The sequence below is a fragment of the Flavobacterium sufflavum genome, from assembly GCF_004016525.1.
Taxonomy (GTDB): domain Bacteria; phylum Bacteroidota; class Bacteroidia; order Flavobacteriales; family Flavobacteriaceae; genus Flavobacterium; species Flavobacterium sufflavum.
In genome coordinates this window covers 1-25,910 of record NZ_SACJ01000010.1, presented here as the reverse complement: position 1 = coordinate 25,910, position 25,910 = coordinate 1, and the positions used below count along the sequence as shown (strand labels likewise).

General features: G+C 33.8%; 28 protein-coding genes. 15 read left to right on the top strand and 13 right to left on the bottom strand.

Annotated features, from left to right (window positions below; genetic code table 11):
• Nucleotides 1–41: 41 nt before the first annotated feature.
• Genes EOD40_RS14040 through EOD40_RS14030 form a run of 3 tightly spaced genes read left to right on the top strand, consistent with a single transcriptional unit; the run spans nucleotide 42 to nucleotide 2,483 of the window.
• Complete coding sequence (locus EOD40_RS14040; RefSeq protein WP_128196595.1) at nucleotides 42–1,082, top strand: hypothetical protein; 1,041 nt, start codon at nucleotides 42–44, stop codon at nucleotides 1,080–1,082.
• 60 nt (nucleotides 1,083–1,142) lie between these two features.
• Nucleotides 1,143–1,883, top strand: a complete 741-nt coding sequence (locus tag EOD40_RS14035) for a membrane metalloprotease (RefSeq protein WP_128196594.1) — start codon at nucleotides 1,143–1,145, stop codon at nucleotides 1,881–1,883.
• A 15-nt stretch (nucleotides 1,884–1,898) separates the two neighbouring features.
• The gene (locus tag EOD40_RS14030; RefSeq protein ID WP_128196592.1) at nucleotides 1,899–2,483 is read left to right on the top strand and encodes a porin family protein; all 585 of its coding nucleotides are present in this window, start codon (nucleotides 1,899–1,901) and stop codon (nucleotides 2,481–2,483) included.
• Nucleotides 2,484–2,616: 133 nt separating this feature from the next.
• On the opposite strand, the gene EOD40_RS14025 is transcribed toward EOD40_RS14030, so the two are convergent.
• Nucleotides 2,617–3,738: a protein kinase family protein gene (locus tag EOD40_RS14025; protein WP_128196590.1), complete on the bottom strand. Its 1,122-nt coding sequence runs from the start codon at nucleotides 3,736–3,738 to the stop codon at nucleotides 2,617–2,619.
• 325 nt (nucleotides 3,739–4,063) lie between these two features.
• On the opposite strand from EOD40_RS14025, the gene EOD40_RS14020 reads away from it, so the two are divergent.
• Together EOD40_RS14020 and EOD40_RS14015 are read left to right on the top strand one after the other, a co-directional pair.
• Nucleotides 4,064–4,702: a rhomboid family intramembrane serine protease gene (locus EOD40_RS14020; protein ID WP_128196589.1), complete on the top strand. Its 639-nt coding sequence runs from the start codon at nucleotides 4,064–4,066 to the stop codon at nucleotides 4,700–4,702.
• 48 nt (nucleotides 4,703–4,750) lie between these two features.
• Nucleotides 4,751–5,437: an SIMPL domain-containing protein gene (locus EOD40_RS14015; protein ID WP_128196587.1), complete on the top strand. Its 687-nt coding sequence runs from the start codon at nucleotides 4,751–4,753 to the stop codon at nucleotides 5,435–5,437.
• Between the two features lie 204 nt (nucleotides 5,438–5,641).
• Here EOD40_RS14015 and EOD40_RS14010 read toward each other — a convergent pair whose 3' ends face one another.
• Both EOD40_RS14010 and EOD40_RS14005 read right to left on the bottom strand, forming a co-directional pair.
• A complete protein-coding gene (locus tag EOD40_RS14010; RefSeq protein ID WP_128196585.1) occupies nucleotides 5,642–6,082 on the bottom strand; it encodes a KTSC domain-containing protein in 441 nt (146 codons plus the stop codon).
• Nucleotides 6,083–6,243: 161 nt separating this feature from the next.
• Nucleotides 6,244–6,492 (bottom strand): hypothetical protein, encoded by a 249-nt coding sequence (locus EOD40_RS14005; protein WP_128196583.1) that lies wholly within the window; start codon nucleotides 6,490–6,492, stop codon nucleotides 6,244–6,246.
• Between the two features lie 88 nt (nucleotides 6,493–6,580).
• Between EOD40_RS14005 and EOD40_RS14000 the strand changes: the two genes are divergently transcribed.
• A complete protein-coding gene (locus tag EOD40_RS14000) occupies nucleotides 6,581–7,141 on the top strand; it encodes a hypothetical protein (protein ID WP_128196581.1) in 561 nt (186 codons plus the stop codon).
• On the opposite strand, the gene EOD40_RS13995 is transcribed toward EOD40_RS14000, so the two are convergent.
• Both EOD40_RS13995 and EOD40_RS13990 read right to left on the bottom strand, forming a co-directional pair.
• The gene (locus EOD40_RS13995) at nucleotides 7,138–7,530 is read right to left on the bottom strand and encodes a response regulator (RefSeq protein WP_128196580.1); all 393 of its coding nucleotides are present in this window, start codon (nucleotides 7,528–7,530) and stop codon (nucleotides 7,138–7,140) included. The genes EOD40_RS14000 and EOD40_RS13995 overlap by 4 nt on opposite strands.
• Complete coding sequence (locus EOD40_RS13990; RefSeq protein ID WP_128196578.1) at nucleotides 7,527–9,884, bottom strand: sensor histidine kinase; 2,358 nt, start codon at nucleotides 9,882–9,884, stop codon at nucleotides 7,527–7,529. Before EOD40_RS13990 ends, EOD40_RS13995 begins: the two co-directional genes overlap by 4 nt.
• 354 nt (nucleotides 9,885–10,238) lie before the next feature.
• Here EOD40_RS13990 and EOD40_RS17980 point away from each other — a divergent pair, with 354 nt between their 5' ends.
• The 6 genes from EOD40_RS17980 (at nucleotide 10,239) to EOD40_RS13965 (ending at nucleotide 14,602) form a co-directional block, all read left to right on the top strand.
• Nucleotides 10,239–10,391 (top strand): hypothetical protein, encoded by a 153-nt coding sequence (locus EOD40_RS17980; protein ID WP_164905487.1) that lies wholly within the window; start codon nucleotides 10,239–10,241, stop codon nucleotides 10,389–10,391.
• Nucleotides 10,392–10,401: 10 nt separating this feature from the next.
• Nucleotides 10,402–10,632 (top strand): hypothetical protein, encoded by a 231-nt coding sequence (locus tag EOD40_RS13985; protein WP_128196576.1) that lies wholly within the window; start codon nucleotides 10,402–10,404, stop codon nucleotides 10,630–10,632.
• 12 nt (nucleotides 10,633–10,644) lie between these two features.
• The gene (locus EOD40_RS13980) at nucleotides 10,645–11,019 is read left to right on the top strand and encodes a YchJ family protein (protein WP_128196575.1); all 375 of its coding nucleotides are present in this window, start codon (nucleotides 10,645–10,647) and stop codon (nucleotides 11,017–11,019) included.
• Between the two features lie 135 nt (nucleotides 11,020–11,154).
• A complete protein-coding gene (locus tag EOD40_RS13975) occupies nucleotides 11,155–12,273 on the top strand; it encodes a vWA domain-containing protein (protein WP_128196573.1) in 1,119 nt (372 codons plus the stop codon).
• Between the two features lie 131 nt (nucleotides 12,274–12,404).
• Nucleotides 12,405–13,868, top strand: a complete 1,464-nt coding sequence (locus EOD40_RS13970) for a sigma 54-interacting transcriptional regulator (protein WP_128196571.1) — start codon at nucleotides 12,405–12,407, stop codon at nucleotides 13,866–13,868.
• A gap of 140 nt (nucleotides 13,869–14,008) precedes the next feature.
• Complete coding sequence (locus tag EOD40_RS13965) at nucleotides 14,009–14,602, top strand: 2OG-Fe(II) oxygenase (protein WP_128196569.1); 594 nt, start codon at nucleotides 14,009–14,011, stop codon at nucleotides 14,600–14,602.
• Between the two features lie 65 nt (nucleotides 14,603–14,667).
• Here EOD40_RS13965 and EOD40_RS13960 read toward each other — a convergent pair whose 3' ends face one another.
• The 3 genes from EOD40_RS13960 to EOD40_RS13950 are packed head-to-tail and all read right to left on the bottom strand — an operon-like array spanning nucleotide 14,668 to nucleotide 17,308.
• Nucleotides 14,668–15,459, bottom strand: coding sequence for an SDR family oxidoreductase (locus EOD40_RS13960; protein ID WP_128196568.1), 792 nt, complete (start codon nucleotides 15,457–15,459; stop codon nucleotides 14,668–14,670).
• 3 nt (nucleotides 15,460–15,462) lie between these two features.
• On the bottom strand, nucleotides 15,463–16,290 hold the full coding sequence (locus EOD40_RS13955; protein ID WP_128196566.1) for an amidohydrolase family protein: 828 nt from the start codon (nucleotides 16,288–16,290) through the stop codon (nucleotides 15,463–15,465).
• A gap of 1 nt (nucleotide 16,291) precedes the next feature.
• Nucleotides 16,292–17,308, bottom strand: coding sequence for a zinc-binding alcohol dehydrogenase family protein (locus EOD40_RS13950; protein ID WP_128196565.1), 1,017 nt, complete (start codon nucleotides 17,306–17,308; stop codon nucleotides 16,292–16,294).
• Between the two features lie 131 nt (nucleotides 17,309–17,439).
• Here EOD40_RS13950 and EOD40_RS13945 point away from each other — a divergent pair, with 131 nt between their 5' ends.
• Entirely contained in the window at nucleotides 17,440–18,468 is a 1,029-nt protein-coding gene (locus EOD40_RS13945; RefSeq protein WP_128196563.1) for a LacI family DNA-binding transcriptional regulator, read from the top strand.
• A 105-nt stretch (nucleotides 18,469–18,573) separates the two neighbouring features.
• On the opposite strand, the gene EOD40_RS13940 is transcribed toward EOD40_RS13945, so the two are convergent.
• From EOD40_RS13940 to EOD40_RS13920, 5 genes are all read right to left on the bottom strand, one after another.
• Nucleotides 18,574–19,719, bottom strand: a complete 1,146-nt coding sequence (locus tag EOD40_RS13940) for a saccharopine dehydrogenase family protein (RefSeq protein WP_128196561.1) — start codon at nucleotides 19,717–19,719, stop codon at nucleotides 18,574–18,576.
• Between the two features lie 78 nt (nucleotides 19,720–19,797).
• Nucleotides 19,798–20,361, bottom strand: a complete 564-nt coding sequence (locus tag EOD40_RS13935; protein ID WP_128196559.1) for a 2'-5' RNA ligase family protein — start codon at nucleotides 20,359–20,361, stop codon at nucleotides 19,798–19,800.
• A gap of 53 nt (nucleotides 20,362–20,414) precedes the next feature.
• Entirely contained in the window at nucleotides 20,415–21,173 is a 759-nt protein-coding gene (locus EOD40_RS13930) for a DUF4339 domain-containing protein (protein WP_128196558.1), read from the bottom strand.
• A gap of 120 nt (nucleotides 21,174–21,293) precedes the next feature.
• A complete protein-coding gene (locus EOD40_RS13925; protein ID WP_128196754.1) occupies nucleotides 21,294–21,857 on the bottom strand; it encodes a DUF6642 family protein in 564 nt (187 codons plus the stop codon).
• 77 nt (nucleotides 21,858–21,934) lie between these two features.
• On the bottom strand, nucleotides 21,935–22,813 hold the full coding sequence (locus tag EOD40_RS13920; RefSeq protein ID WP_128196556.1) for an AraC family transcriptional regulator: 879 nt from the start codon (nucleotides 22,811–22,813) through the stop codon (nucleotides 21,935–21,937).
• 245 nt (nucleotides 22,814–23,058) lie between these two features.
• Here EOD40_RS13920 and EOD40_RS13915 point away from each other — a divergent pair, with 245 nt between their 5' ends.
• Nucleotides 23,059–25,497, top strand: a complete 2,439-nt coding sequence (locus tag EOD40_RS13915; protein WP_128196554.1) for a beta-galactosidase — start codon at nucleotides 23,059–23,061, stop codon at nucleotides 25,495–25,497.
• Between the two features lie 24 nt (nucleotides 25,498–25,521).
• On the top strand, nucleotides 25,522–25,910 hold a 389-nt coding region (locus EOD40_RS13910; RefSeq protein WP_196781454.1), incomplete at its 3' end, for a beta-galactosidase.

The following is a 25,910-nucleotide window of genomic DNA, read 5'->3' as shown; positions in this document are numbered from 1 at the left end:
CGTCATTATAAACTATTAATAAAATATTAAATTTGTAAGTTATGAAAACATTAAAATTGATTGCCGGAATTGCATTGATGGGAATTTTTAGTTTAACATCATGCCAAAGCGAAGTTGAAGAGGTTCAGGGAGATAATCCTAATACGAACACATCTAATTCAACTACAGCTAATAGTATTAAGAGAGTTTCCATGTATGATGGATCATCAGATGATGCTTTAGATGGTTCTTCCTGTTCTTCTATTCTATTCCCTTTTAGTGCTACAGTAAATGGTGTAAGCCTTGTAAACCAATTGAGTTATGAACAAGCGATTACTATTCTTGGACAACTTAATAATGATACAGATACCGTAGTACTTCAGTTTCCTTTAAGAATCAGAATGAGTGATTATACTGAGGTTACTGTAAACAGTCAATCAGAATATAATGCTATAGTAAATAATTGTACACAGGCAGAAAATAATGGTCAGGATGCTATTTCTTCGTTAAATATTAACTTCCCAATTACAATATTAACCTATGATGCGAGTTTAGTACAAACAGGAAGTGTGGTGATTACAACAGAAAGACAATTGTACAACTATATGATTAATTTGAGTAGCACTCAATATTTTTCTGTAAAATACCCTATAACCGTAACTCTTACTGGTGGTTCTGCTGAAGTTGTTAACAGTGATGCCGAATTAAAAGCGAATGTAGAGGCAGCCTTAAATATAGAATCGAAAATGAAAGTAGCAGCTGAAAACAAGAAAAAATTAGAGACTATATTAGTAAATGGTACTTTTAAAGTGAGCTCATATATTGTTGGAGGAGTGGAATCGGCTTCTAGTTATTATTTGAATAAGACTATTGATTTTACAAACGACTGGAAAGTGAAGTCTATGGAAGCTTTGACTACTGTTGCTTCAGGTACTTATAGTATGACATCAGACACCGATGTGTATTTACAATTAGGTTTTACCGGAAATACTAATTTTACCGTATTCAATAATACATGGAAAGTAATCAGTTTTACTGCTTCAACCATTACATTGCAAAGTAAAACCAATAGTGCTGTAACATTAGTGTTGAAACAAATTTAATTGGCAATTGTTAACTTGCAATTAATTTGTTTATAAATTTGGACTTTTAAAATTTAGAAAATGAAGAAAATTATTGCTGTAATCACCTTATGCTTTTTAGTATTCACCTCTTGTTCCAAGGATGACAATGATGTAAAATCGAATAATAAAAAAACATTAGGAGCCTCAGCACATGATTTATTATCAGAAGATAAGTTTGATAGTATGGTTATCGAGGTGGTTTATGTGGAAGGTTTTGAACCTTCGGCTACAGCAATTAATAACTTTGTTTCTTTTTTAAGCAGTCGAATTAATAAATCAGGAGGAATTAGTGTAGAAAAAAGGTCTATTCCTGTACCGGGCAATACAACTTATACTAATGCGCAAATTATTGCCATAGAAGATGCTAACCGTATTCATTATAATGATGGGAGTCAAATTGCAGTTTGGGCCTTTTTTGCTGATGCTAAATCTTCTACAGATACCAGTACCTCGGTTGTTTTAGGAACGGCTTATAGAAACACTTCATTTGTTATTTATGAAAATACAGTTAAAAAACTAAGTGGTGGTTTGTATAAACCGAGCACAGCAGTTTTAGAATCTACAGTAATCGAGCATGAATTTGGTCATATTTTAGGATTGACTAATTCAGGTACCACTATGTTATCAGCCCATGAAGATCCGGATCACAAAAGACATTGCAACGTAAGCAGTTGTTTGATGTATTGGGAATCAGAATCAGGTAGTAATATACTTGGAGGCACAATTCCGCAATTAGATCCTCAATGTATTGCTGATCTTCAGGCTAATGGTGGAAAATAATTTAAAAGAAAAAAGATGAAAAAAGTTTATTTATTGATGTTGTTGTTAGGAATGATAACATCTATCAGTGCACAAAGAAGATTTTCACATCAATCTCATGGAGGGATAAAAGGAGGTTATAATTTAGCATCGGTAAGTTTTGATGGTGGTAATTATGGAGATACCGATCAACGTCATGGTTTTCATATTGGAGTATATGGAGAATCGTTTATTGATCGAAATTTCTCTGTCCAACCCGAATTGTTGTTTTCTCAACAAGGTTATGAGATTACAGATAACTCAGGAAAATTTACCCAAAAATTGAATTATATCAACGTTCCCGTGATGTTTAAAGCTTATCCGTCTAATAATTTTTTCTTAGAAATAGGACCTCAAATTGGCTGGGCTATTACTCATAAAGAAATTTACGATGGTTTTTATAGCAGTACTACAGAATATGATCCTGACAGTATTGACTGGGGAATGAACTTTGGAGCCGGAATAAAATCAAATTCAGGTGTCAGTTTAGGAGTTCGATACCATTTGGGATTAGGAGATTTATACGATGCTCAAAAAGCTCAAAATAGAGTCTGGATGTTTTCTCTGGGATTTGATTTGTAAAATATAAAATTGCCCCAAACCCTAAATAGTAAAAGCTTAGTTGGAAATTTTCAATTAAGCTTTTTTTTTGATTAAAACTTTCCATTAAGCCAATTACCCAAATCAGTTGTTGTAGCTGTTGGCAGATGTTTTTTTAGAACGGCAAGTCGTCTCGCATTGTTTCATATTTTTTCTCAATAGTGTCAAATCTTTCCCATAAATTATTTAAAATAACTTTTCTTTTATCTTCAGATACAGACTTTAATAAGTGTATAAATTGAAATAACAATTCTACTTTAAATACTTTTTTTGAAAAAAAACTGTATTTGCCAAGCATAAATATTGAAATTAATTTATTGTTATTTTGAATTTCATTTTCTAAAATTGAATTTTTATGTAATTCTTCTAATTTTCTTATTATTATATCTATTTGGTTTCGATACTCGTTTTTTTCAGAAACTGAACTTATTATTCCTGTGAGATTATTTGCAAAATTTTGATAAATCATTTTTTGAAGATCAATAAATTCTAATTCATTAGATGTTTCGCTTAAAATATCTCTGTAAACTTCAAAAAATGTAGAAATTCTATTTTCATAGTTTGGTGAAATCATTTTTGAAATTGTTTTTGAATATTTGAATTTTATATTCTCAATTTCTGTGATTATTTCTTCAAACATTTTTCCAATAAAATATATTTCAGTTTTAGTGTCGTATATTTCTTTTTTGAATTCATCTGGTGTTGTATATCTCCAATTAAGAGTAATACTTTTATTCTTTGTTTTGAAATCAATAAATTTTCCAAAACCAAAATCTATTATTTTTACAATACCATCGTCTGATATAAGTATATTTTCAGGTCTAATATCTCTATGCAAAATATTGTTATCCTCTAAATATCCAAATCCATCTATAATTTGAATAAAGATATCGTTAATTTTATTTGGGTTTAATAAAAGATATTCAATGATAGTTTTACCTTTTATATGTTCCATTAAAATATATCCGGTTTTTTGTTCAGGATATAAGTAGTAATTAAAAATTCGGACTATATTTTTATGATAAATTGTATGAAGTATTTTTATTTCTCCTTTAAAATAATCATAATAACTATCAATATCATCTTCATAATAAGGTGAGTATTTTTTGCAAACAAAATTTTCATCTATAATTTCATCTCTTATTAGAATTGTTCTGCCTGTTCCTCCTTGTCCAATTTCTTCGACATATTTATAATCTTTAGTTCTTATAAATTCAATTGGACTATTTTTTTGCATAATTTTTATCGTTCTGTTTTTTTAAAATATCAGCCAACTTGTATATACTCGCTACAAAATAGCGACAATCTACTCTATATTAGATGTATAGTCGCTACTTGATTAGCGTATTCGTTTCAAATATATAAATAATATTTTTATTACAAATGATTAAATAAACTTTTTAATTATTAGGACAATTCATAAAAATATGTTTTAAAAAGAAACGGTTTTCTAATTCTGAGCCGATTCTTTTGGATGGAATTATAATCAAAAAAATAGCTTTAATAAGCCGCATCAACGCTGTAGGAATTATTATATTTACCAATCACAATAAAAACAAGGTATGAATACTTTTTTGATAGCAATAATAATTGCTAATGCACTTTTTAGTTATAAGGGATTTAAGGATTATTCTTTTTTTAGAAAATATGAATTTCATATTGGAAGTATTCGTGCGGGAGAACAAATAAGAATGCTCACTTCCGGCTTTCTTCATGTCGATTTAGGGCATTTAGCATTCAATATGATAACGCTTTATTTTTTCGCTCCCGTTGTCATAGCTTATTTAGGGAGTTGGGTATTTCTTATCATCTATTTTGCAAGCTTGATTTTCGGGAGTTTGTTAACCTTCGTTTTGCATAAAAACGATTATGGTTATAGAGCCATTGGAGCATCGGGGGCTGTTACCGGAATTTTGTATTCATCGATATTATTACAGCCTGATATGATGTTGGGGATCTTTTTTATTATTCCTATGCCTGCTTATGTATTCGGAATATTGTATCTGTTGTATTCCATTTATGGCATGAAGGCAAAAAATGATGGCATAGGTCATACGGCACATTTTGGCGGAGCTATTGGTGGCTATTTAATTACATTATTAGTTTATCCGGATTTGATTTCCCTACATCCGTTGATGGTCAGTTTGTTAACTATTCCTATAATACTTCTTTTTATTTTAATAAAGCAGAAGAAGATTTAATGGCACAGCTTTTGAATATTGTCTAAAAAATTATTAAAAAGTATAAAAATGAAAAAAGCAGTAGTATTTCTATCGGTAATGTTTATGACCTTATCTTATGGTCAGGAAATAAAACAAGTTCCACAAATAACGGTATCAGGCGAAGGAAAAGTAAAGGTTGTTCCTGATCAGGCTACCATCACGGCAACTGTTGAAACAAAAGGTAATGTTGCTAAAGACGTTAAAAAACTGAATGACGACCAAATGGACGCCGTTCTAAAATTGATTAAAAAAATGAATTTGGCACCAGCCGATTACAGAACCCAACGCGTGGCTTTAAATCCGCAGTATGATTACGAAAAAAAGAAAACTACTTATAATGCTACCCAAACGGTAGAAATCATAGTTAGGGATTTAAACAAGTATGATGAGTTGATGGAAGGTTTAGTAAGCCAGGGCATTAATCGAATTGATAATGTGGTTTTTCAATCGTCTAAATTAGCGCAATATGAATCAGATGCCCGAAAACTGGCTATGAAAGAAGCTAAACACAAAGCAGAAGATTATGTATCGGTTTTAGGGCAAAAAATAGGCAAAGCAATAACAATCAATGATAATTCTCAAACCTATTATCCGCAACCCGTATATGCAATGAGAAAAATGGAAATGAGTGATAGCGGAGCTTCAAAAGAAACTCTGGCAGTAGGGGAGATTACTATTACAGCTAATGTGAGTGTGAATTTTATTTTAGAATAATATCATTTAGAAATATGTATAAGTCTAATTATTTTTGGTCACATCGAGCGCAGTCGAGATGCCAAAATAGTTCTCGACTGTGCTCGAACTGACAACTGGGCTAATTTATATTTCTAAATGGTATAAATCCTGATTTATAAAAACTAAAAAGCCTGTAAACTCAATGTTTACAGGCTTTTTTTATATCATTAAGATTAATGAAAATTAATCTTGGTTTGTTACTTTTCTGTATGGAAATGCATTAAAGATATGTCTTTTTGCAAATCGAGCAGGAGAATCAGCGTTTACCATTTTTACGTAAGTTGCTTTAGGAACACTGATGTATTCGTAAACACTTCCGTTAGAAAAATTGATAATCAATCTACCTTCAACAAATTTGTAATCAGTAACAGTTGCAGTAGCAATAGTTTCATTATACTCAGGTAAATTAGCTTTAATAGTTTCAGGATTGATGCTTACTAAAAAGTGGTAAGCTTCAATAATTTTTTTACTGTTTTCTTCAGCTTCTTTTAAACCAGCTTCGTCACCTTGAAATTTATCAGGATGCGCTTCTTTCATCGCATTGCGATAAATGGTTTTCAAATCTTTTAGCTGTGCAGTTTTATCTACATTTAGGAGCTTGCGGTATTCAACTATTTTTTTCATAAATAAAAGGTAACTACTTGTCTGTTAGTGTGAAACCAATCTTGTGGCAGTTTCAAATTCGACAATTTTTTTGCAAAGGTACACTTTTTTTTAAGTTTTCAATTTATCAGTCAAAAAAAAGCAAAAACTTTTTTTTGACTTAATATTCTGATTTACAATGATTATTGTTGGGGTTTGTTGTTAGCCTTATCAAAGTTTTTAGACTTTTTAGGATACTTGTTATAACTAATATCACTTGGATTTTCTATAACCGACTTGATAGTAATCCAATCACCTACAGCGTGTTTAGCTATAACCATTTTGTAATCTAATAGATATTCACCACAAAAAAAGTTGTTATTTTCATCTTTTTCAATAATTCCTGTAAATACTCCTTTTTGTAACATCTTTTCTTCTGAAGCCTTGGTCATGGTGTTTTATTTAAAAATTTTCAGGGCAAAGTTAGTCAATTATTCCCGGCTTTAGGCAGTTTTATGCTTTCTGAGTATATTTGCGCCTATGCAAAAAAACTTTAAACCACATCCAAACTCCTTTAAAAACACCTTTTGTGTCTTTCACGAAGTACTTCCAGACGCCATTGAAGGATTAAAAATCCAATTTGAAAGCAAGGCGGGGAGTAGTTATTATTATACAACTGAGGGTATGTATCGGCTTTCTAATCATTGGGGAAGATTAGCCAACAGTAAGTGGCGATTAGTTGCGATGGAACCAGAAACGGCTTCTAAATATAAAATAGGTTTTGCAAAATGGGATTGTTTTTATCCTGATAACGCAACTGAGAAGTTGTATTATTTAGAAATGGATTATGCTAAGAATACGGTGAATTATCAGCATAAAATGAATCCTGATTACAATCAAAAAGCGGTGCTTCGCAACAGCGTAGAAACGACTAAAAGAATTAAGCAAATTAGGAATTTAATAGAATTGACTTCCTGGGCCAGACATTTTGAATGTGATGATATTGCTCTTTTACGCTCTTTAATCATTGAAGAACTAATTTATACCAATAAAACGTTGGAAGAAATCAAAAAAGAGGTTGCTGAAAAATGTACTGATTAAACAGAGGCTATTTTTATTAAATCGTTCAGACTTATAGGTTTGCTCATATATCCTAAAATTCCTGAATTATTTTGGGCACGTTCTTTGTCTTCAACAGCTATTGATGAACTGGAGATATAGATTTGAATTTCATTATTAATTCGTGATTTTAAGATATCCATTTCCTCCATAAAACCCCATCCGTCCAGTATTGGCATTTCAATATCTAACAGGATAATATCTGGAAATTTTCCGTTACTTATTATGATTTTCTTTAAGGAATCTATGGCTTCTTTCCCATTTGGAAAAGAAAAATTTGAAGAAAAAAACCCCGATTTAAGGATTATTTTTTTCATAATGATTTGATAAATAGGATCGTCATCTACAACCCAAATCGTTTTTTCTTTCATGATATGTATACTTTAAAAGTTGTGCCTTGGTTGGGTTCACTTTCAACGGTTATATTTCCTCCCATGGCATCAATTTGATTTTTGGTTATAAATAATCCAATACCTTTTGATTCCTTATGGTTGCTGAATTTTTTATACATTCCAAAAATTTTATGTCCGTTTCTTTTTAGGTCTATTCCAATTCCGTTATCAGAAACTTGCAATATTTTTTTGTTTTTTTCTGTAAAAAAATCAATGCTAATGGTAGGATTTCTTTCCAAGTGACTGTAACGGATAGCATTTGATATTAAATTGTATAAGATGCTTTGTAGATAGGCAGGGTTGTAATTGACTTCTATATCATTTTCGACAGAAGAAATTACATGAACACCTTTCAATTCAATTTGATCAGAAAGTATCGCAATGGTATTGTCAATATACTGCTTTAAATTTAGATTTTCGGTTATTAAACCAACATTAGTTTGAATGTTTACAACTTCGTTGAGGTTTAGCATCGTTTCGTTTAAAGAATCAGAAACTGATTTCAATAATTGTATCATTTCTTCTTTTTCTTCTTCCGAATCAGAAGTTGTTATTAAATCCACAATGGAAGTAATATTGCTGGTATGCGATCTTAAATTATGAGAAACAATATATGAAAAGTTTAAAAGTCGCTTGTTTTGTTCGCTTACCAGATTGAATGAGTTGTTTAAATCTTTTTCAATTTCTTTGTTTTTAGTTACGTCAATCATGATTCCTCTTAGGGTTTTTACCTCTTCGTTTTCAATGATTACGTTTACAATATCTCTAAGCCAAACAATAGAACCATCTTTTGCAATCATTCGGTATTCAAAATCATGATCTAATTTTAGGGCTGTTTGCTCTTCGCAAAATTGTAGTGCAAAGCCTTTGTCTTCATAGTAAATATGGTCTGTCCAAAATGTGGGGCTGCTCATCCATTCTTCAGCGGTGTATCCTAAAATATTTTCTACTTTTTTACTGACAAAGGTAAATTCTAAGGTTTGGGCATCACATTCCCATACAATCCCGTCAATAGTATTGATAAGGGATTCTATTTTTTGTTGTGAGTCAATAATGATTTCATCTGCTTTTTTTCTTTTTGTAATATCTTCTATAATTACAACATGCTTTGAGGGAGCTTCGTTTTCTTTCCAAAGTGCTGAAACAGTTATATTGGCCCAAATTATTTCCCCGGATTTATTAATGTATCTTTTTTCCATAGTGTATTCCTGAATTTCCTCTTTGTAGAGTTTTTTTAGAAAATCCACTGATTTTTCTATGTCATCAGGATGAGTAATGGCTTTTATGTCTAATAGCTTTAATTCTTCACTGCTGTATCCTGTTAATTCACAGAATTTTTTATTTACCTCAGAGAATCTCCCTGTAATAGAATCCAGATAAGTGATTCCTATTGCGGCTTGTTCGAAGATACTTTCAAATCTAATTTCATTTTTTAAAAGTTTATCGGATTGTTTGCGAAGTAAAATTTCTAATTCGGCTGGTTTTTTAAAAAAAGAGGTTGTCAAAAAACCAATTAAGGAAGCTAAAATTAAAGCTAAAATTGAGCGTATTACAAAAGGGAATATTAGCTCATAGGGATTTTTATCTACCAAATATAGTTTCCAGTCGCCATCAGGTACAATAGAAGTAACCGCATTTTTAGGGTCAAGCTTTGTTTTTGTGTCTAAAAAAAAGGTCTCTTTTTTTGTAATAGGATTTATTTTAGAAAATTGGAAATAATATTTAGACTGATCCAAATTTTTTATTTCTGGTTTTTCTATTAGCGTATTTAATCGAATTAGAATTGCTGAAAATCCCCAAAACTTATTGTTTTTATAAATAGCTAATCGACCTAAAATTCCCAGTCCTCCCTGATTCAATTCGAAAGGTCCGGCAAAATACATTTTTCGGGTTTGTATGGCTTTTAAAGCTTCTGATCGATATTTTTTATTGGCCAAAATATTAATTCCTGTTGCCGCTTCATTTCCTTTTAATGGATAAGTATAGCGGATAATTCCATTTGGCACGAGTTGTACCGCATCAATATTAGTATCGGAGGCAAGGATTTTTTTTCCCACTGATTCAAAATGCTCAGGTACACCTTTGTCGTTAATAGTTAATGCCAACGTTAATGCATCAACATAATTTTTTTTCAAAGATTGTTCGATACTTTTATGGATAGCCTGAAGATTGGTATGCATAGCATCATTCTTGGCTTTTTTTAAAATATGGTACTGTTGCGAAATAATCAGTGAAAAAATAATGCAAAAAAATAAAAAAACTAATATCCCTATCAACTTGGGTTTTAGCAGAAACCATTTGTTATGATTTAAAGAAGATTTTGTTAATTTCATTTTTTTTTAAGTTGATAGTCGATGTTCTTTGGATTATTTATTGATAAATTCGTGGAAAAACATAAAATGTAATGATTTTAGCTCAAATCTATGGAAATCATTTAAAAAAGCAATAAAACAATCTGTGTTTTTTTATAATTTATAAATAAAATCTGATTTCGTTTACATACAAATATAATAGGTATGACTTACGATTCAAAATTTAATTATTTGATAAGCTAAGATTTAGCTGCTATTAATTTGAATATTCTATTTAAAAATGATAAACTTTGTACCAGATAAAATATAATCGAGTTACATTTGGCTTTGTTTTGAAAAAAAGACAGCTTATTATTGTTGATTAAAAAGAAGGTTATGGGAAGAAATAATGAGAGGAACATAAAGAAACACAACGACAAGCTGCATAAAGCGCAAGCTAAAGCCAAGCAAGCCGAAATGCTTAGAAAAGAAAAGCTAAAAGAGATTGTGAAAAAGTTTAACGAGAACAATACCGAAGAGAATAAATAATAAAATACAAATGGGAGAAGATAAATACACTGCGTTAAAAGCCGAAGTTCAGGAAATAATTGATTTAATAGCAGCTAAAAATGCCAAAGATGCCAATAATAAACTAGTAGATGTAAGTGAATTATTGGATGAGATGTTAGACACCACCGATGAAGACGAGGATTTAATCGAGATTAGTAAATACCAGGTTTTATTGAATCAATTGTATCAAAAAATTGTGACACTTAACGGTCACGTATAAGTTTTTAATAGTATGAGTCTCTGTTATTGTAATTCTCAAAAATCATTTAAAGATTGCTGTGAACCTTATATCAAAGGATTAAAAAACGCACCAACAGCCGAAGCTTTGATGCGCTCCCGTTATAGTGCTTATGCAACCCATCAGGCCGATTATTTAGTTGCGACAACTCATTTGTCACAAAGGGCTTTATATCCTAAAGAAGATATTTTGCTTTGGGCTACTTCTAATCAATGGCAAAAATTAGAAGTGCTAAAATCCACGCCAACTACAGTCGAATTTAAAGCTTATTATTTGGATCAAAATAAAATCCCACAAATACACCATGAATTCTCCACCTTTGTTCAGGAAGAGGGAATATGGTATTATGTAGATGGCGAATATCGCTAATTTAAAATCTTAATTAACTTTTGTTATAATGTTGCCATTGGTATTGAAATTGCCATTTTCATTGAATTCTTTTTAACTTAAAATTAATAGCTCTTTGCTTGAAGTACATTTTAAAATGATGTAATTTTAAGGACTATGGAAAAGAGCAATAAAAAAGGATTCTATTTTAAACAGTATCAGGCTCCTAATCAATCTCCATTTGATAAACTTTTTGAGATATTCAAAGAGTTAATCACGCATACTTCGGGAGATTTTGATGAGGCTATCGATTGGTTGCGCGAATTAGACAAGGAATACAAACTGACTGATGAACGCTATACGATTGATGACTTTATTGAAGATTTAAAGAAAAAAGGCTATCTCAAAGAAGAATTAAAAGACGATGGAACTTCAGGGCTTGGCATTACTGCAAAAACTGAAAGAGCAATTCGGCAACAAGCCTTAGACCAGATATTTGGTAAATTAAAACGTTCCGGAAACGGCAATCACAAAACAAAATACGCTGGAAACGGCGATGAACATACGGGTGAATTCAGGGAATTTCATTTTGGCGACAGTCTGGAACGAATTTCATTGACTGAGAGTTTGCGGAATGCCCAAATTAATAATGGTGTGGATAACTTCATGCTAACCGAAAATGATTTGGTTGTTGAGGATACAAGGTTCAAGGCCCAAATGAGTACTGTTTTGATGATTGATATCAGTCACAGTATGATTTTGTACGGCGAAGACCGTATTACGCCTGCAAAGAAAGTAGCTATGGCACTGGCCGAATTAATTACTACCCGATACCCAAAAGATACTTTAGATATTTTGGTTTTTGGAAATGATGCCTGGCCAATTGCCATCAAAGATTTACCTTATTTAAAAGTTGGACCATTTCATACTAATACCGTTGCCGGTTTGCAATTGGCAATGGATATGCTTCGAAGAAAACGAAATACCAACAAACAAATTTTCATGATTACTGACGGGAAACCCAGTTGTGTAAGGGAACGTGATGGTTCTTATTATATGAACAGCAATGGACTTGATGAATATATTGTTGACAAATGTTATACTCAGGCACAACAGGCTAGAAAATTACACATTCCAATCACGACTTTTATGATTGCCAGCGACCCGTATTTGCAAAAGTTTGTCAATAAATTTACCGAAGCCAATCAGGGAAAAGCTTTTTATACCGGTTTAAAAGGTTTGGGCGAAATGATTTTTGAAGATTATGAAATGAATCGTAAAAAGAGATTAAAGTAGATTCAAGGTTAGAAATTAGAAATGAGAAGGCAGAAATCAGCTTAATGAATAAAAAGAAACTTAGTGAACTTTGCGTAAAACTTTGCATTCTTAGCGGTAGAAAAATATAATTAGCGGTTAAATAAAAAAACATGAAAATAGAAAACATAAATACCTTAGGTGAATTAAAAGCATCGGCTTATAAAACTAAAACCATAAAAGACGAATTGCGAAACAATTTGCGGGAAAAAATCAAATTAGGTGTTCCTACATTCGAAGGCGTTCATGGTTTTGAAAACACCGTAATTCCTGAGTTGGAAAGGGCTATTCTTTCGCGGCATAATATCAATTTATTAGGGCTTCGTGGTCAGGCAAAAACCAGATTGGCTCGTAAAATGGTCGAATTGCTGGATGAGTATATTCCCTATGTGAGTGGTTCTGAAATAAATGATGATCCTTTCAATCCTATTTCTCGTTTTGCTAAAAATTTAATTGATGAAAAAGGCGATGAAACTCCCATTTCCTGGTTGCACAGAAGTGAGCGTTTTTTTGAAAAACTAGCTACTCCCGATGTAACAGTTGCCGATTTGATAGGTGATGTCGATCCGATAAAAGCGGCTCATTTGAAACTATCTTATGCCGATGATCGTGTGATTCATTTTGGGATGATTCCGCGTGCCAATCGTTGTATTTTTGTGATAAACGAATTACCCGATTTACAAGCCCGAATTCAGGTTGCTTTATTTAATATTTTGCAGGAAGGCGATATTCAAATTCGCGGGTTTAAGGTGCGAATGCCACTCGATATGCAATTTGTATTTACGGCAAATCCCGAAGATTATACCAATCGTGGAAGTATTGTAACGCCATTGAAAGACAGGATAGGTTCTCAAATTTTGACACATTATCCTGAAAATCTAAAGATTGCCAGAAAGATTACCGAGCAGGAAGCCAAATTAGATACTACCCAAAATGATACCGTTTATGTTCCGTCATTAGCCAAAGATTTATTGGAACAAATTAGTTTTGAAGCCAGAGAAAGCGAATTTATAGACCATAAAAGTGGGGTGAGCGCCAGAATGAGTATCACGGCTTATGAGAATTTGCTAAGTACTGCCGAACGCCGTGTTTTAAAATCTGGTGTGGATAAAACTACCTTGCGATTGTCTGATTTTATGGGAATTATTCCTTCCATAACTGGGAAAGTTGAATTGGTTTACGAAGGAGAGCAGGAGGGAGCGGCTGCGGTTGCTGAGCGTTTAATAGCCTCGGCGGTGCGTACCATTTTTCCAACTTATTTTCCTAAAATTGAGAAACTGGAAAAACCAAATGAAAGAACTCCTTATTCGGATTTAATAGAATGGTTTTTTGCCGAAAGTGGTTTTGAATTGTTGGATGATTGTTCAGATGCCGAATACCAAAACATTTTAGGAGCTATTGTGCCATTGGAAATCTTACTCAAAGAATATCAGGCTGATTTAGCAAAAGAAGATAAATTTTTCATGAAAGAATTCATTCTTTGGGGCTTAGTAGAATATCGAAAACTGAGTAAAGACCGAATTGTTGAAGGCTATCAGTTTAAAGATATTTACGGAAGTTATATTAGCAAATTGTAGTTTTTTATAAATTTGAAATACAAGGATTTAGATTAGTTTCTAAATCCTTTTTTATTTGTTGCAATTAAAAGTTATAAATGTAATTGGTAGCTCTTTTTAGCCTACTTTCGCTTGCTAACCCTATTTTGGGTTATTACAAAATGGAAAAAAACTTTGAGGCTTTAATAGCTTCGTATATTGAAAACAAAGTAGGTATATCAGAACACTTTTTAACTGATGAATTAGCCAATAATTTAAAACAAAATCTATATTCCTTAAACGAGCAAAGTTTGTTGAAAGAGGCAGGAACTGGAAATTCTGAAAGTATTGCTTACGATAGCGCCGTTCGTAGCGATTCCATTTATTGGTTGGATAAAAAGCATAATAATGCGTTCGAAAATGAATTTTTCAAACATATTGAGAGTTTTATTCGCTATCTGAATCAAAGCTGTTATACTGGAATTACTGGCTATGAGTTCCATTATTCCTTATATGAAAAAGGCGATTTTTATCTGAAACACTTAGACCAATTTCAAAATAATTCGCGTAGAAAATTCTCGATGATTAGTTATTTAAACAGCAATTGGCAAACTGCGGATGGTGGAGAATTGTTGATTCATCAGGAAAATAACAATCAAAAAATAAGTCCAACACAGGGAAAAACCGTTTTCTTTAAAAGTGACGAATTGCTTCACGAAGTTTTACTCACTCAAAATACCAGAATGAGTATTACAGGTTGGTTAAAATGTGATTAAATTATATAAAAAAAGGACAAATCATAAAGTCATATGATTTGTCCTTTTTTATGTTGAAACCGTTTTTATTCCGTTAATAAAGAACGGTCTAAGTGAACGTAACCTCCATCACAAAAGATAAATTGTCCTGTAGTATGTGATGATCTCTCAGAAATGGTGAACAAACAAGTATCAGCAATTTCGTCAGGAGTTGTCATTCTGTTTTCCAAAGGAATTTTCTTGACAATAGATTTTAATTTTTCTTCTCCGTTTTCCAATGTTTTAATCCAGGTATCGTAAGCAGGAGTCCAGCTTTCAGCAATGATAATAGCATTCACTCTTATCGAATGTTTGATTAAATCCACAGCCCATTCGCGGGTTAATCCTAAAACACCACCTTTGGCAGCAGCATAACCCGAAGTTCCTCCTTGGCCTGTTAATCCAACTTTCGAACCAATATTCAAAATAGGACCTTTAGAAGCTTTTAGGTAAGGAAGTGCACTTTTTACAGTTACAAAATAGCTTACCATGTTCAGTTTCAAAGAATCCATGAATTCTTCGTAAGAAGCGTCTAATCCGGCACCATCATTAACCCCAACATTGTTGATTAAAGCATCAATACGACCGTATTTAGCAACGATTTTAGCGATTGCTTCTTCTATTTGCACAGGATTGGTTACGTCAGTTTTGCAAAACAAACCATCAATTCCTTGCTTCTGAATTTCTTCGATATAAGCAAATCCGCGGTCGTTTCTGTCAATCACTGCAGGAATAGCACCTTCGGCAGCCAGATGTTGCAAGATAGTTTCTCCAATACTTCCTTTAAGTCCAGCCGCACCTGTAATTACGACTACTTTTCCTTTTAATCCTAAATCCATAATTTATAAGTTATAAAATTGCATTGCATTGCCGCCCATAATGGCAGCTTGCTCTTCGGAGCTTAATTTCGCAATGAAATTGGTTACTAATTCTTTTGTTTTTGTATAATTTCCAGCCACTAAACACACCGGCCAATCGGAACCAAAAAGGATTCGGTTAGCACCAAAAGCGTCCAAAACCAATTGCATATATGGTTCAATTTGCTCTGGAGTCCAGTTGTTATAATCTGCTTCGGTGGTCATTCCGGATAGTTTGCAGTACACATTTTTATGTTCACCAATCGCTTTCATTAAAATTGCCCAACCATCATAAAATCCGTCTTTTAAATAGGGTTTTGCAATATGATCGATAACAAATTTCTGATTTGGAAAACGTCTTACTAATTCTAATGCAGCTCCTAATTGATGTGGAAAAATAAGAATATCATAAGTGAAATTGTATTTTTCTAAAGCGGCAATTCCGTTCAGGAAATCAGGACGCAACATGAAGTTGTGATCGGCTTCGCCTTGAACCACATGTCTGAAACCTTTCAGTTTTGGAAATGTGCTGTAATGTTTTAAAACAGTATCAATATCAGAAGCTCTTAAATCAACCCAACCTATAATTCCTTTGATGAAGTCGTTTTTTTCGGCTAAATCCAAAAGGAAATCGGTTTCTGCAAGGGTTTGATCCGCCTGTACAGCCACACAGCCACCGACACCATTAGCTTGATAAACTAATTTTAAATCCTCAGGCAGGAAATTCTTTCGAATGACTTTCATGTCATCGTCTATCCAGGCGTGTTTTTCCGCTTCGTAGATCCAAAAATGCTGATGCGAATCTATTGTCATACTATTTTAATTTAAAATCTACAGTAGCTTTAATTACGCCTGTTGCAGGATTTAACCAGCTGTCAAAATTGGCAATCATTTCAGTATAAGGAACATTGTGGCTAATGTACGATTCTGTTGGGAATTGGTCTAAAATGCTAATTACGTGTTCGAAATCTTCGGTAGTAGCATTACGGCTGCACATCAAAGTCATTTCTTTGGCGTGAATCGCTGGATGGCTGTATGTTAATTCTCCTTTGGATAAACCAACAAGTACAAAACGACCACCGTGAGACATATAATTTGGACAAGTTTCCAGAGCGCCTTTGTGTCCTGAAGCGTCAAAAACAGCCGTACATAAATCGCCATTAGTGATTTTTGTAATTTCTTCAACCGTATTTTCGCCTGCTTTCACCGTATAATCAACACCAATTTTTTCTTTGGCGTAAGCCAATCGCTGTTCATTCATATCAATCGCGATTACTTTGGCACCAGCAATTTGAGCCAGTTTCATAATTCCAATTCCGATAGGGCCGCAACCTACAACAGCAACAGTTTCTCCTGGAACAATTGCCGCTCTACGAATAGCATGCGCTCCAATTGCCAAAGGTTCTACGATAGCCATTTGGTCATCAGATAAATTATTTGCAGGCAAAAGGATAGAAGTAGGGACAGTAATTTGTTCCTGCATTCCACCATCAGTGTGAACACCCAACACTTTGATGTTTGTACAACAGTTGGTTTTTCCGTTTCTGCATGCAATACAAGTTCCACAGCTTACATAAGGCATAATCACAACGTTGTCTCCCGCTTTGATTCCTCTAGGGTTTTCCCCAATTTCGAGTACAGTAGAAGCTAATTCGTGTCCTAAGATTCTAGGATAGCTAAAGAAAGCCTGGTTTCCGCCATAAGCGTGTAAATCGGTTCCGCAAATACCTACTTTGTTGATTTGTAATAAGGCTTCATTTTCTTTTCTTACAGGCGCTTCTTTTTCTTTCAAGATAAATTCACCTGGTTTTTCGCAAACAATATATTTCATCTTTTTTTAATTATTTTTTTGTTCCAACGTTTGAACAGTCCGAAAAATAAAAAACACAAATAGAGATATCTTGTGTTTTCAGTTTAAAGTAGCTATTTTTGTTCAATCGATTGAACAAATATAAAAACTAATTGGAGAATAAAAAAAAATCTACGATAAAAGATATTGCTGCTGTATTAGGTTTAACACCTTCGGCGGTTTCTAAAGCCTTGAATGATCACCCCAGAATTAGTGAAAAGACTAAAATTGCGGTGAAAGAAGCGGCAATTCAATTGGATTATCAGCCTAATTATTTGTCGAGTGCTTTACGCAAAGGAAAAAGCAATTTGGTTGGTGTGATTATTCCCCGTGTCAACAGCCATTTTTTTTCTTCTGTAGTCGAAAATATCGAAAAAGTGCTCAATCTCAATGGTTATAATATCATCATGACCCAGTCTAATGAATTGTACGCCAAAGAATGCCAGGAAATAGATACCTTATTGAAAATTCAGGTGGACGGAATTATAGCTTCTATGGCAAATGAAACCACCGATTTAGAATATTACAAAAAGATAAAATCCAAAGGGACAGAACTCGTATTGTTTGATAGAGGTGAGGAGGAGTTAAACGTTGATTATGTAGGGATTGATGATTATAAAAGTAGTCATTTGGTTGTGGATCATTTGGTTTCTCAAAATTGCAAACGCATTGCGCATATTGCCGGTTTTAAACACATTCGAATTTATAAAGAGCGTATTCGAGGCTACAAAGATGCATTGGAGAAATCAGGATTGGCAGCTCCTGAAAATTGGATTATCGAAAGTAATTTACGTTTAGAAGACGGACGTCGTATCATGCAGCAATTATTGGATTCGCCCGAAAGACCCGATGCGGTTTATGTAGCTGGAGATATTGCGGCACTTGGCGCTTTGCAGGTGCTCTTGGAAAACAATATTAAAGTTCCTGAAGAAATGGCGCTGATTGGTTTTAGTGATGAGCCTTTTACTTCGCTTACGCAGCCTTCTATTTCAACCGTGAATCAGCATAGTGACCAAATTGGGAAATTAACTGCCGAAGCTTTTTTGGAACGAATAAATAACCCTAAGAAAAAAATGATTAACAGAATTATTCTAGAGCCGGAATTGATTATCAGGCAATCTTCGAATAGGAATTTGAAATAGGTTAGAAGCTCAGATTGAAATTTATATAAATACCGCAGATTCGCAGATTTTATTTTTAATCGATGGTGAAAAAAAAGATAAAAATCTGTGGTAAAAAATAATTGACTATTTGATCTTCCCATAAACAGGAACGATGAAATTTCCATTCAAAAAAGACTCGGTTTCAATTTGACTTTGAAGAATAACTCCTTTGAAATTGTTTTCCAGTAAAAGTTGAGCTGATTGTACTAAAGGAGTTGCAGTTGTTGCTTGTATGGCTCTTAATTGATGATTGCCTACTTTTTGCGGTAGGATACATTTGGAAATTTCTCTTCTTCTTAAAATACCTTCTTGATCTTTGCCTTCTACTGCTGCATATAATATAATTTGGTCGTTCTCAATTAGTGGAATTTCTTTTTCCATGATTTGCTGTAATTCTTTGAGGGTATTTTCAGAATTGCCAATTGTCATTAATTGTTGCTGTATCCAGTCATAATGTCCCGGAAAACGAAAGGTTTTATAATCTAAATTGCGCACTTTTCCAGCTAAGGCATCTGGTAAATCGGCGGCACCTCCCGAAGTCAGATCGGCTTCATAAGTAATTCCGTCAATGACAATCGAAGTTCTTTCGGATAAGGCAGGAAGTTCGGTTTTATTAAAATCCCGGATTGTAATGGCTTTTTTAAGATATTCGGTCGCTACGCCTATAGGACTCCAGGTAAATCCATAATAGTGGGGGGCAACGGCATTTTTAGTCAATGCGCCCACTTTTAATTCTAATTTATCGACTGTGTTTACTTTAAAATCAATGCAGAATTGTTGGAAAAGCGCATTGGCAAGTACATCAATATAGCCCGGAGCAATTCCTGTTTGCAATATAAAACCAGTTGTAGCATCTTTTGCCAAAGCAATAATTTCATCGGTTTCGGCTACACATTCAGTCAGATTGGCGTAATGTAAATGAAATTCCTGGGCCAGTTTTGCTATTCTTGGAGCCTGACTTCCGGGCAAACAATCCAGAATAATATCGGCTTCGTCGAAAATTATTTTCATTTCCTCAGTCAATTCCTGTTCAGGAAGGAGAAAAGGTTCAACAGAACAATGTTTTGTTGTTCCTTCTTCAATCCATTGCGCTACCGACTGGGCTTTTGCGAGCGTTCTATTTCCAATAAATAGAGAAGGAGTGACCTCGCTCCATTCTGCCAGAATCAAGCCTGCCGCTTCAGCAATGCCGCCCGCTCCCGCTATGATTATGTTGAAATGACTTTTCATATCTTAAAGTTACGATTTTTGATTTTTATCAAAAAACATTTAAGATTTTTTTGATTTGTTTTTTAGGCGTTGATGAAGCTAAAAAAGCGTCCCTTGCTCAAGGCTAGATTTTGGATTATTCTTGAATTCAAAATGGCTAATTATTTCGAATTGTTTGATGTTAGGGTTAAACAAACGAAGTGAAATACTGTCGCAAACAAAATTCAGGGCTATCGGTTTGGAAAACAGACGATAGCTTGTTGCAATATGTTCAGGACTCAATTGACGGGCTATAGACAGATGGGGTTCGTTATTTTTAAAAAGTGTTTTTGCCTGAAAAGATTGATTGACGTGTTTCATGATTTGTTTCAAATCTATTTTTGAAACAGCATCGGGAGCTATGAAAAAAGCACCATTGGGATAGCTGTCAAATGCATTTAGCTGAACATGAATTGGTTTCAGGCTTTCGCAAATAGTATTGAGTTGTTTCTTGATAATCTCAATTTCATTTTCAGCAGCCATAAATTCGTTGATGGTAATGTGTGCCAATGAATTTTTGCTGTGAAACCAGCCAATTTCTTTCGCTAATTCCTCCTTCATGGTTTTTACCAAAGCGATAATTTCTTCAGAAGGGCTGATGACTAAGGAATAGCGGTTTTGCATTTTTTAGATTTGGATTAAAAAACAAAAAGAACAAGTAGTTGGTTTTAAGTGTGCTAATTTTTTTGAGATTGCATTCGCTCTAATTCTAAACTCAGCTGATTACGCTCATTTTCCAGTGATTCAATATCCTTTTTCAAACGGCTGATGTCTGCTTGAATGGCATTTATTTCTTTATCTTTTTCATCTGCTGTTCTGAAAAACTGAAATTGGCTTGCTCTGGTCAATTCGTTTTTTGCTTCTTCTAAAAAGGTTTGGTTTTCTATTTGCTTGATTTGAATTTCAGATAGTCTTTTATTAATAGTTTCTTTTCTTTCTTTGGCAATTCGTTCCGCTTCTAATCGTTCCTGTTCTTCAATTTGTTTTTTCTGCTCTTCAATTTCTTTTTGTTGCAGTTGGTATTGACGATTTTCTCTTTCGGTTTTTGCGTTTTGTTCCTCTAATTGAGCACTTCTGTTCTCTTCTAAAAAGTTTAAAAAAAAAGTTCCGATTAGCAATACCAACAGGAAGGAAATCAGGTAAAAAGTGCTTTTTTTTAATCCCAAGATTTTGGGTTTTTTTTCTTCAATTTCCTCTTCAATTTCTTCTTCCTCTAGTTCCATTTCTATTTTTTTCGGTATTGACGGGATAGGATTAAAAGGAGGCGGGGCGATTTGCAAGACAGGTTTTAATTCCTCTATTTCCCCGGCAGTTTTCCAATCGGGCATTCCGGAAAACCACACCGGTGTTGTTGCTTTAATTTGTTTCATTTGCAATTCGGCTAAATCAAAAGGACCACTGCTTTCGATGCCGTTATGTAAATAATATTTTTTCATTATTGTTAGTTTTTGTAAAATGGTGTAGATTAAACAGAAAACTTTTAAAAAAAGTATGCTATCTGATTATTTTAGCTCTACGAAGTTATTAAAGTTTAATGAGTTCACGAAATTGATTTTTTAGTAATACAATCTAAAATCGAGCAATTTGCAGGCTTCATAATGTTTTTGATGTAATTTTTCGACAATCTCTACTAAATCATCTTCTTCCTGACATAAGTTGAAAAAAGCGATGTCAAGCTTGATACTGCTCATTTTTGGAGGTAATGCTATTCCATAACCCGAAATAGCTTTAGCTCTGGTAACGTCAAGAAAATATTGGGCTTCATCTGAAGTTAAATCCAAGGCTTTCATATTGGCAAAATGAATAATTTTACCTTTCAGTTTTCCTTCAAATAGTTCGGCTATTTCTTCCAGGCTATAGTAATACTCATGTAGGCAAATATTGTTTTCCTGCCCGGGCATGACTAAATAGATGATTTCGTAATCTTTAAAATTATGATCATCATAAAGCAAGGCACCCAGACTTTCTTCCAGTCCTTCGATAGTGTCACAATTTTTGTAAATACTGGTAATTTGATGTTCAAACGCCAGATGTTCTAAATTTTTAAGAACTTCAGTGCTAATGTAAGTTTCTACATCAGGAACGCCTTCGAGACAAAAAATAAAGTTTTCATAAACCATGCAAGTCTGTTTTGAATTTGCTTTAGGGTTCACAAATATATACTTTATTGGAATGATTTTTAGTTCGAATGTGCCAATTAATTATGTGTTTTTTTATACTGCATTGGTGATAAACCAATTTGTTTTTTAAACATTCTGGAAAAGTAGTAAGGATCGTCAAAACCCACTTCTTTGCATATTTCTTTGATATTTAGATTTGTAAAATTGAGGTATTCACAGGATTTCTGTATTTTTAATCGAATGAAGAATTGGATAGGAGAATATCCCGTTTTTTGTTTGAAGAGTTCAGAGTATCTTGAAACTGAATAAAAAGCCTGATTAGCCAATGTTTCAATGCTTAAAACTTGTTTCAAATGGGTTTTCATAAAAGCTATGGAATGGCTTATTTTATCCTCGATGGTATTGTTTAAAGTATTCGAATAACATAAAGAACTTAAAAAGGCGATTAATTTAAAGTGTGTCAGTTCTATTTTTTCATCGCTAAAATCGTTTTCCAAAAGTTTAATTATTTCGTTCAATAAGTTAATCCTACTTTCATCAAATGCAATCTTGATGGCTTCATCGCCGGGTGTCGAAAAACGTTTGTAAAGGGTAGCTGCATAATTTCCTGAGAAATGAATCCAATAAATACTCCAGGCATCTTTTAAGGAACTACCATATTTATGTGCAGTATTTTCAGGAATGATAAAAGCTGTGTTAGGTTTTAGATTAATGGTTTTTCCATTGATTTTAATCCAGCCCTCACCTTCAAGACAGTAGAGGAAAATGTATTCTTTGATACCGTTTTTTCTCGAACGGCTGTGGTGTTTTGCATTAGGGAAATAGCCTATGGCATCGGGAAACAGATTATGAAAAAAAGGCTGTTGCTGTGCTTTTTCTTTCTGTTCAGGCGATATAACCACCATGGTTTGCCCCAGAAAGCCTTCTTTTATTTTTGGTTTCGGCAGATTATTCATTATAAACTCACTATTGCTATGTAAATTGATTTAGAGTCGTAAGATTGTCCATTTATTTCAATTAATAATCCATTTGTAAATAGATTCGTAAACGTATTTTTGTTTTACTATTAATTTAACCACAAAATAATTTCCATAATTTATATTATGGGAGGATTTTTTACGGTTTTGACTAATTAGAAAGAGTAATTTTGGATTGGTTAAAATTTCGTAGATAATCTATAAGAAACATTAAATTTATATTAATGAAAAAAAATAAATTCGTTACCGTATTATCACTGATACTATTCTTGTTTTGTACTGTATACATGGATTTAGTAGCTCAAAATAATTATTCGATTGATATTACAGGCGCTAAATACGAAGTGCAACGCGGTCATCTTGATTTGGGTGGAAGCAATACTAAAGGAGAAACTATTGGTTTAAACAGTTTTTATCTGGAACGAAACGGTAAGCCTTTTATTCCGGTTATCGGGGAATTTCATTTTAGTCGTTATCCGCATCAATATTGGGATGAGCAGCTGAAAAAAATGAAAGCCGGAGGAATTACGGTGGTCGCCACTTATGTGTTTTGGAACATGCACGAATTCAAAGAAGGTAAATTTGATTGGTCTGGTGATCTCGATGTTCGTCGTTTTACCGAATTGTGTGCCAAAAACGGTTTGGAAGTACTTATGCGTATTGGACCTTTTGCTCATGGCGAAATCCGTAACGGTGGTTTACCCGATTGGTTGTACGGTCGTCCTATTGATGTGCGTAGCAACGACCAGGTTTATTTGTATTATGTTAACCGATTGTATCAGCAGATTGGTCAACAGTTGAAAGGCTTACTATTTAAAGACGGTGGTCCTGTAGTTGGGGTGCAATTGGAAAACGAATATCAGCATTCGACAGCACCTTGGGGATTTACCTATCAGGATGCTCCTAAAGAGCGCACTGTTGCAGGACGAGATAAAAAGATTATTCAGGATGGTGTTGGTATCAATAATATGGGCAATGAGTTTGCCGATGTGGGACGCGACCACATGAAAACACTTAAAAAACTCGCTATTGATGCAGGCTTGGTTGCACCTATTTATACTGCTACCGGCTGGGGGTTTGCCACAATTGTCGAAAAAGGTTCTATTCCGGTTATGGCAGGTTATGCTTATCCGTTTTGGACAGCTGGAAACAGCCCGTCACCGTTTTATTTGTTTAAGAATATCCATCAAAAACCGGATTATTCACCTGTGAGTTATGATGTTAATTTATATCCGTCATTGGCTGCCGAATTGGGAACAGGAATGGCGGTTACTTATTCCCGTCGTCCGAGGGTTAGAGGCGAAAGTTTTCTTCCTATGATGGTTCGTACCGTGGGAAGCGGAACTAATGGACTGGGATTTTATATGTACCACGGTGGTACCACGCCATCCATTGGTAATTATTTCTTTACCGAAGGTGCGGGACTTCACAATAAATCTTACGATTATCAGGCTCCTATTGGCGAATTTGGTAATGTCAGCAGTGGTTATTATCCGTTAAAATTGATGAATTATTTTTTGAAATCTTATGGTAATGATTTAGCACCGCTGTATCCAATATTGCCTTTGACTAATGATAATATAAAAGAAACCAATACGACCACTTTGCGTTATTCAGTAAGGGGAGATGGTGATAAAGGTTATTTGTTCATGCATAATTTTCAGGATCATTTAGATATGAAGGATTTACCGGGCTTGAAAATTAATGTTGTTACTAAATCAGGAATGATAACATTTCCGGAAACTGGAATTTTTACGCTTAAAGCGGGTAGTTCTGCTATTTTTCCTTTTAATGTGAATTATGATGGGATAGCCATTCGCATGGCAACGGTGCAGCCTTTTTGTAGTTTTAGCAACAATAACAAAAAGTACAATGTGATGTTGTCAGTAGATGGGATTGCTCCCGAAATCATACTTAAAGGTAAGATGAAAGTTAACGGAATTAAAACTCTAATGCGAGAGGGGAATACTGTGATTATTTGTAGCGCTGAAAAAATCAATGAGTTCGAGATAAATGGTGTTTTATTTTTAGTTTTGCCGGATAGCGAAGCCAAAAAAGCGTATCTGATTGGTGAAAGTAATAATCAAAAGTTGGTGGTGAGTAATGCTCTGGTATTGGATAATGGCGAAAAAACAACATTGGTCAGTAATAATCAGGAACAAATTGATTTTTATACTTTTCCGGCTTCCACCAATGTAACTTCGGTTGAAGGAAAGTTGACGAAAAGCAAATTGGTTTTTAAAAATAGCAGTGCCTGGCGTGTGTCTGTGCCAAAAGTGGACACTGGAATCAAATTGGTTCAGGCAGATAACAGCCATTTTGTAATAAAGGCGGGTACTATGGATTTATCAAAAGTAAACGACCTTTTCATTACTTTTGATTATCGTGGTGATCGTGGTATTTGTATGATGAATGGTGAGTTGCAAACAGATGACCTTTATACCAGCAAGCCATGGACTATTGGATTAAAACGCTATCAGGAAGTTTTAAAAACAACTGATATGTATTTCTATTTCATGCCGATGCAAAAAGATGCCCCGTATCTGAGTTATCTTGATAAGGAAGTACTGCCTGATTTTGGAGATAAAAAAAGCTTTTTGGAAATTAAACAGCCACAGCTTTCAGTGGAATATAAGGTAAATGTTGTGTTGAGTAATAAATAAGAATATTAAAATATTAAAATATACATGAGAATATCAAAACTAATTCTTGCGATTGTACTTTTTATGGGTTTGGCAACCCAGGCACAAACTTTTGGGAAAGCCGGAACTTTTGAGGCTGGAGAAAAAACTTTTCTGTTGAATGGAAAACCATTTGTGGTACGTGCTGGGGAAATACATTTTCCGAGAATTCCAAAAGAATATTGGGAACACCGCATCCAGATGTGTAAAGCCATGGGGATGAATACCATTTGTATTTATCTTTTTTGGAATTTTCACGAGCAACAACCTGATCAATTTGATTTTACGGGACAAAAAGATGTAGCCGAATTTGTAAAACTCGTTCAAAAAAACGGAATGTATTGTATTGTTCGTCCCGGTCCTTATGCTTGTGCTGAGTGGGATATGGGAGGTTT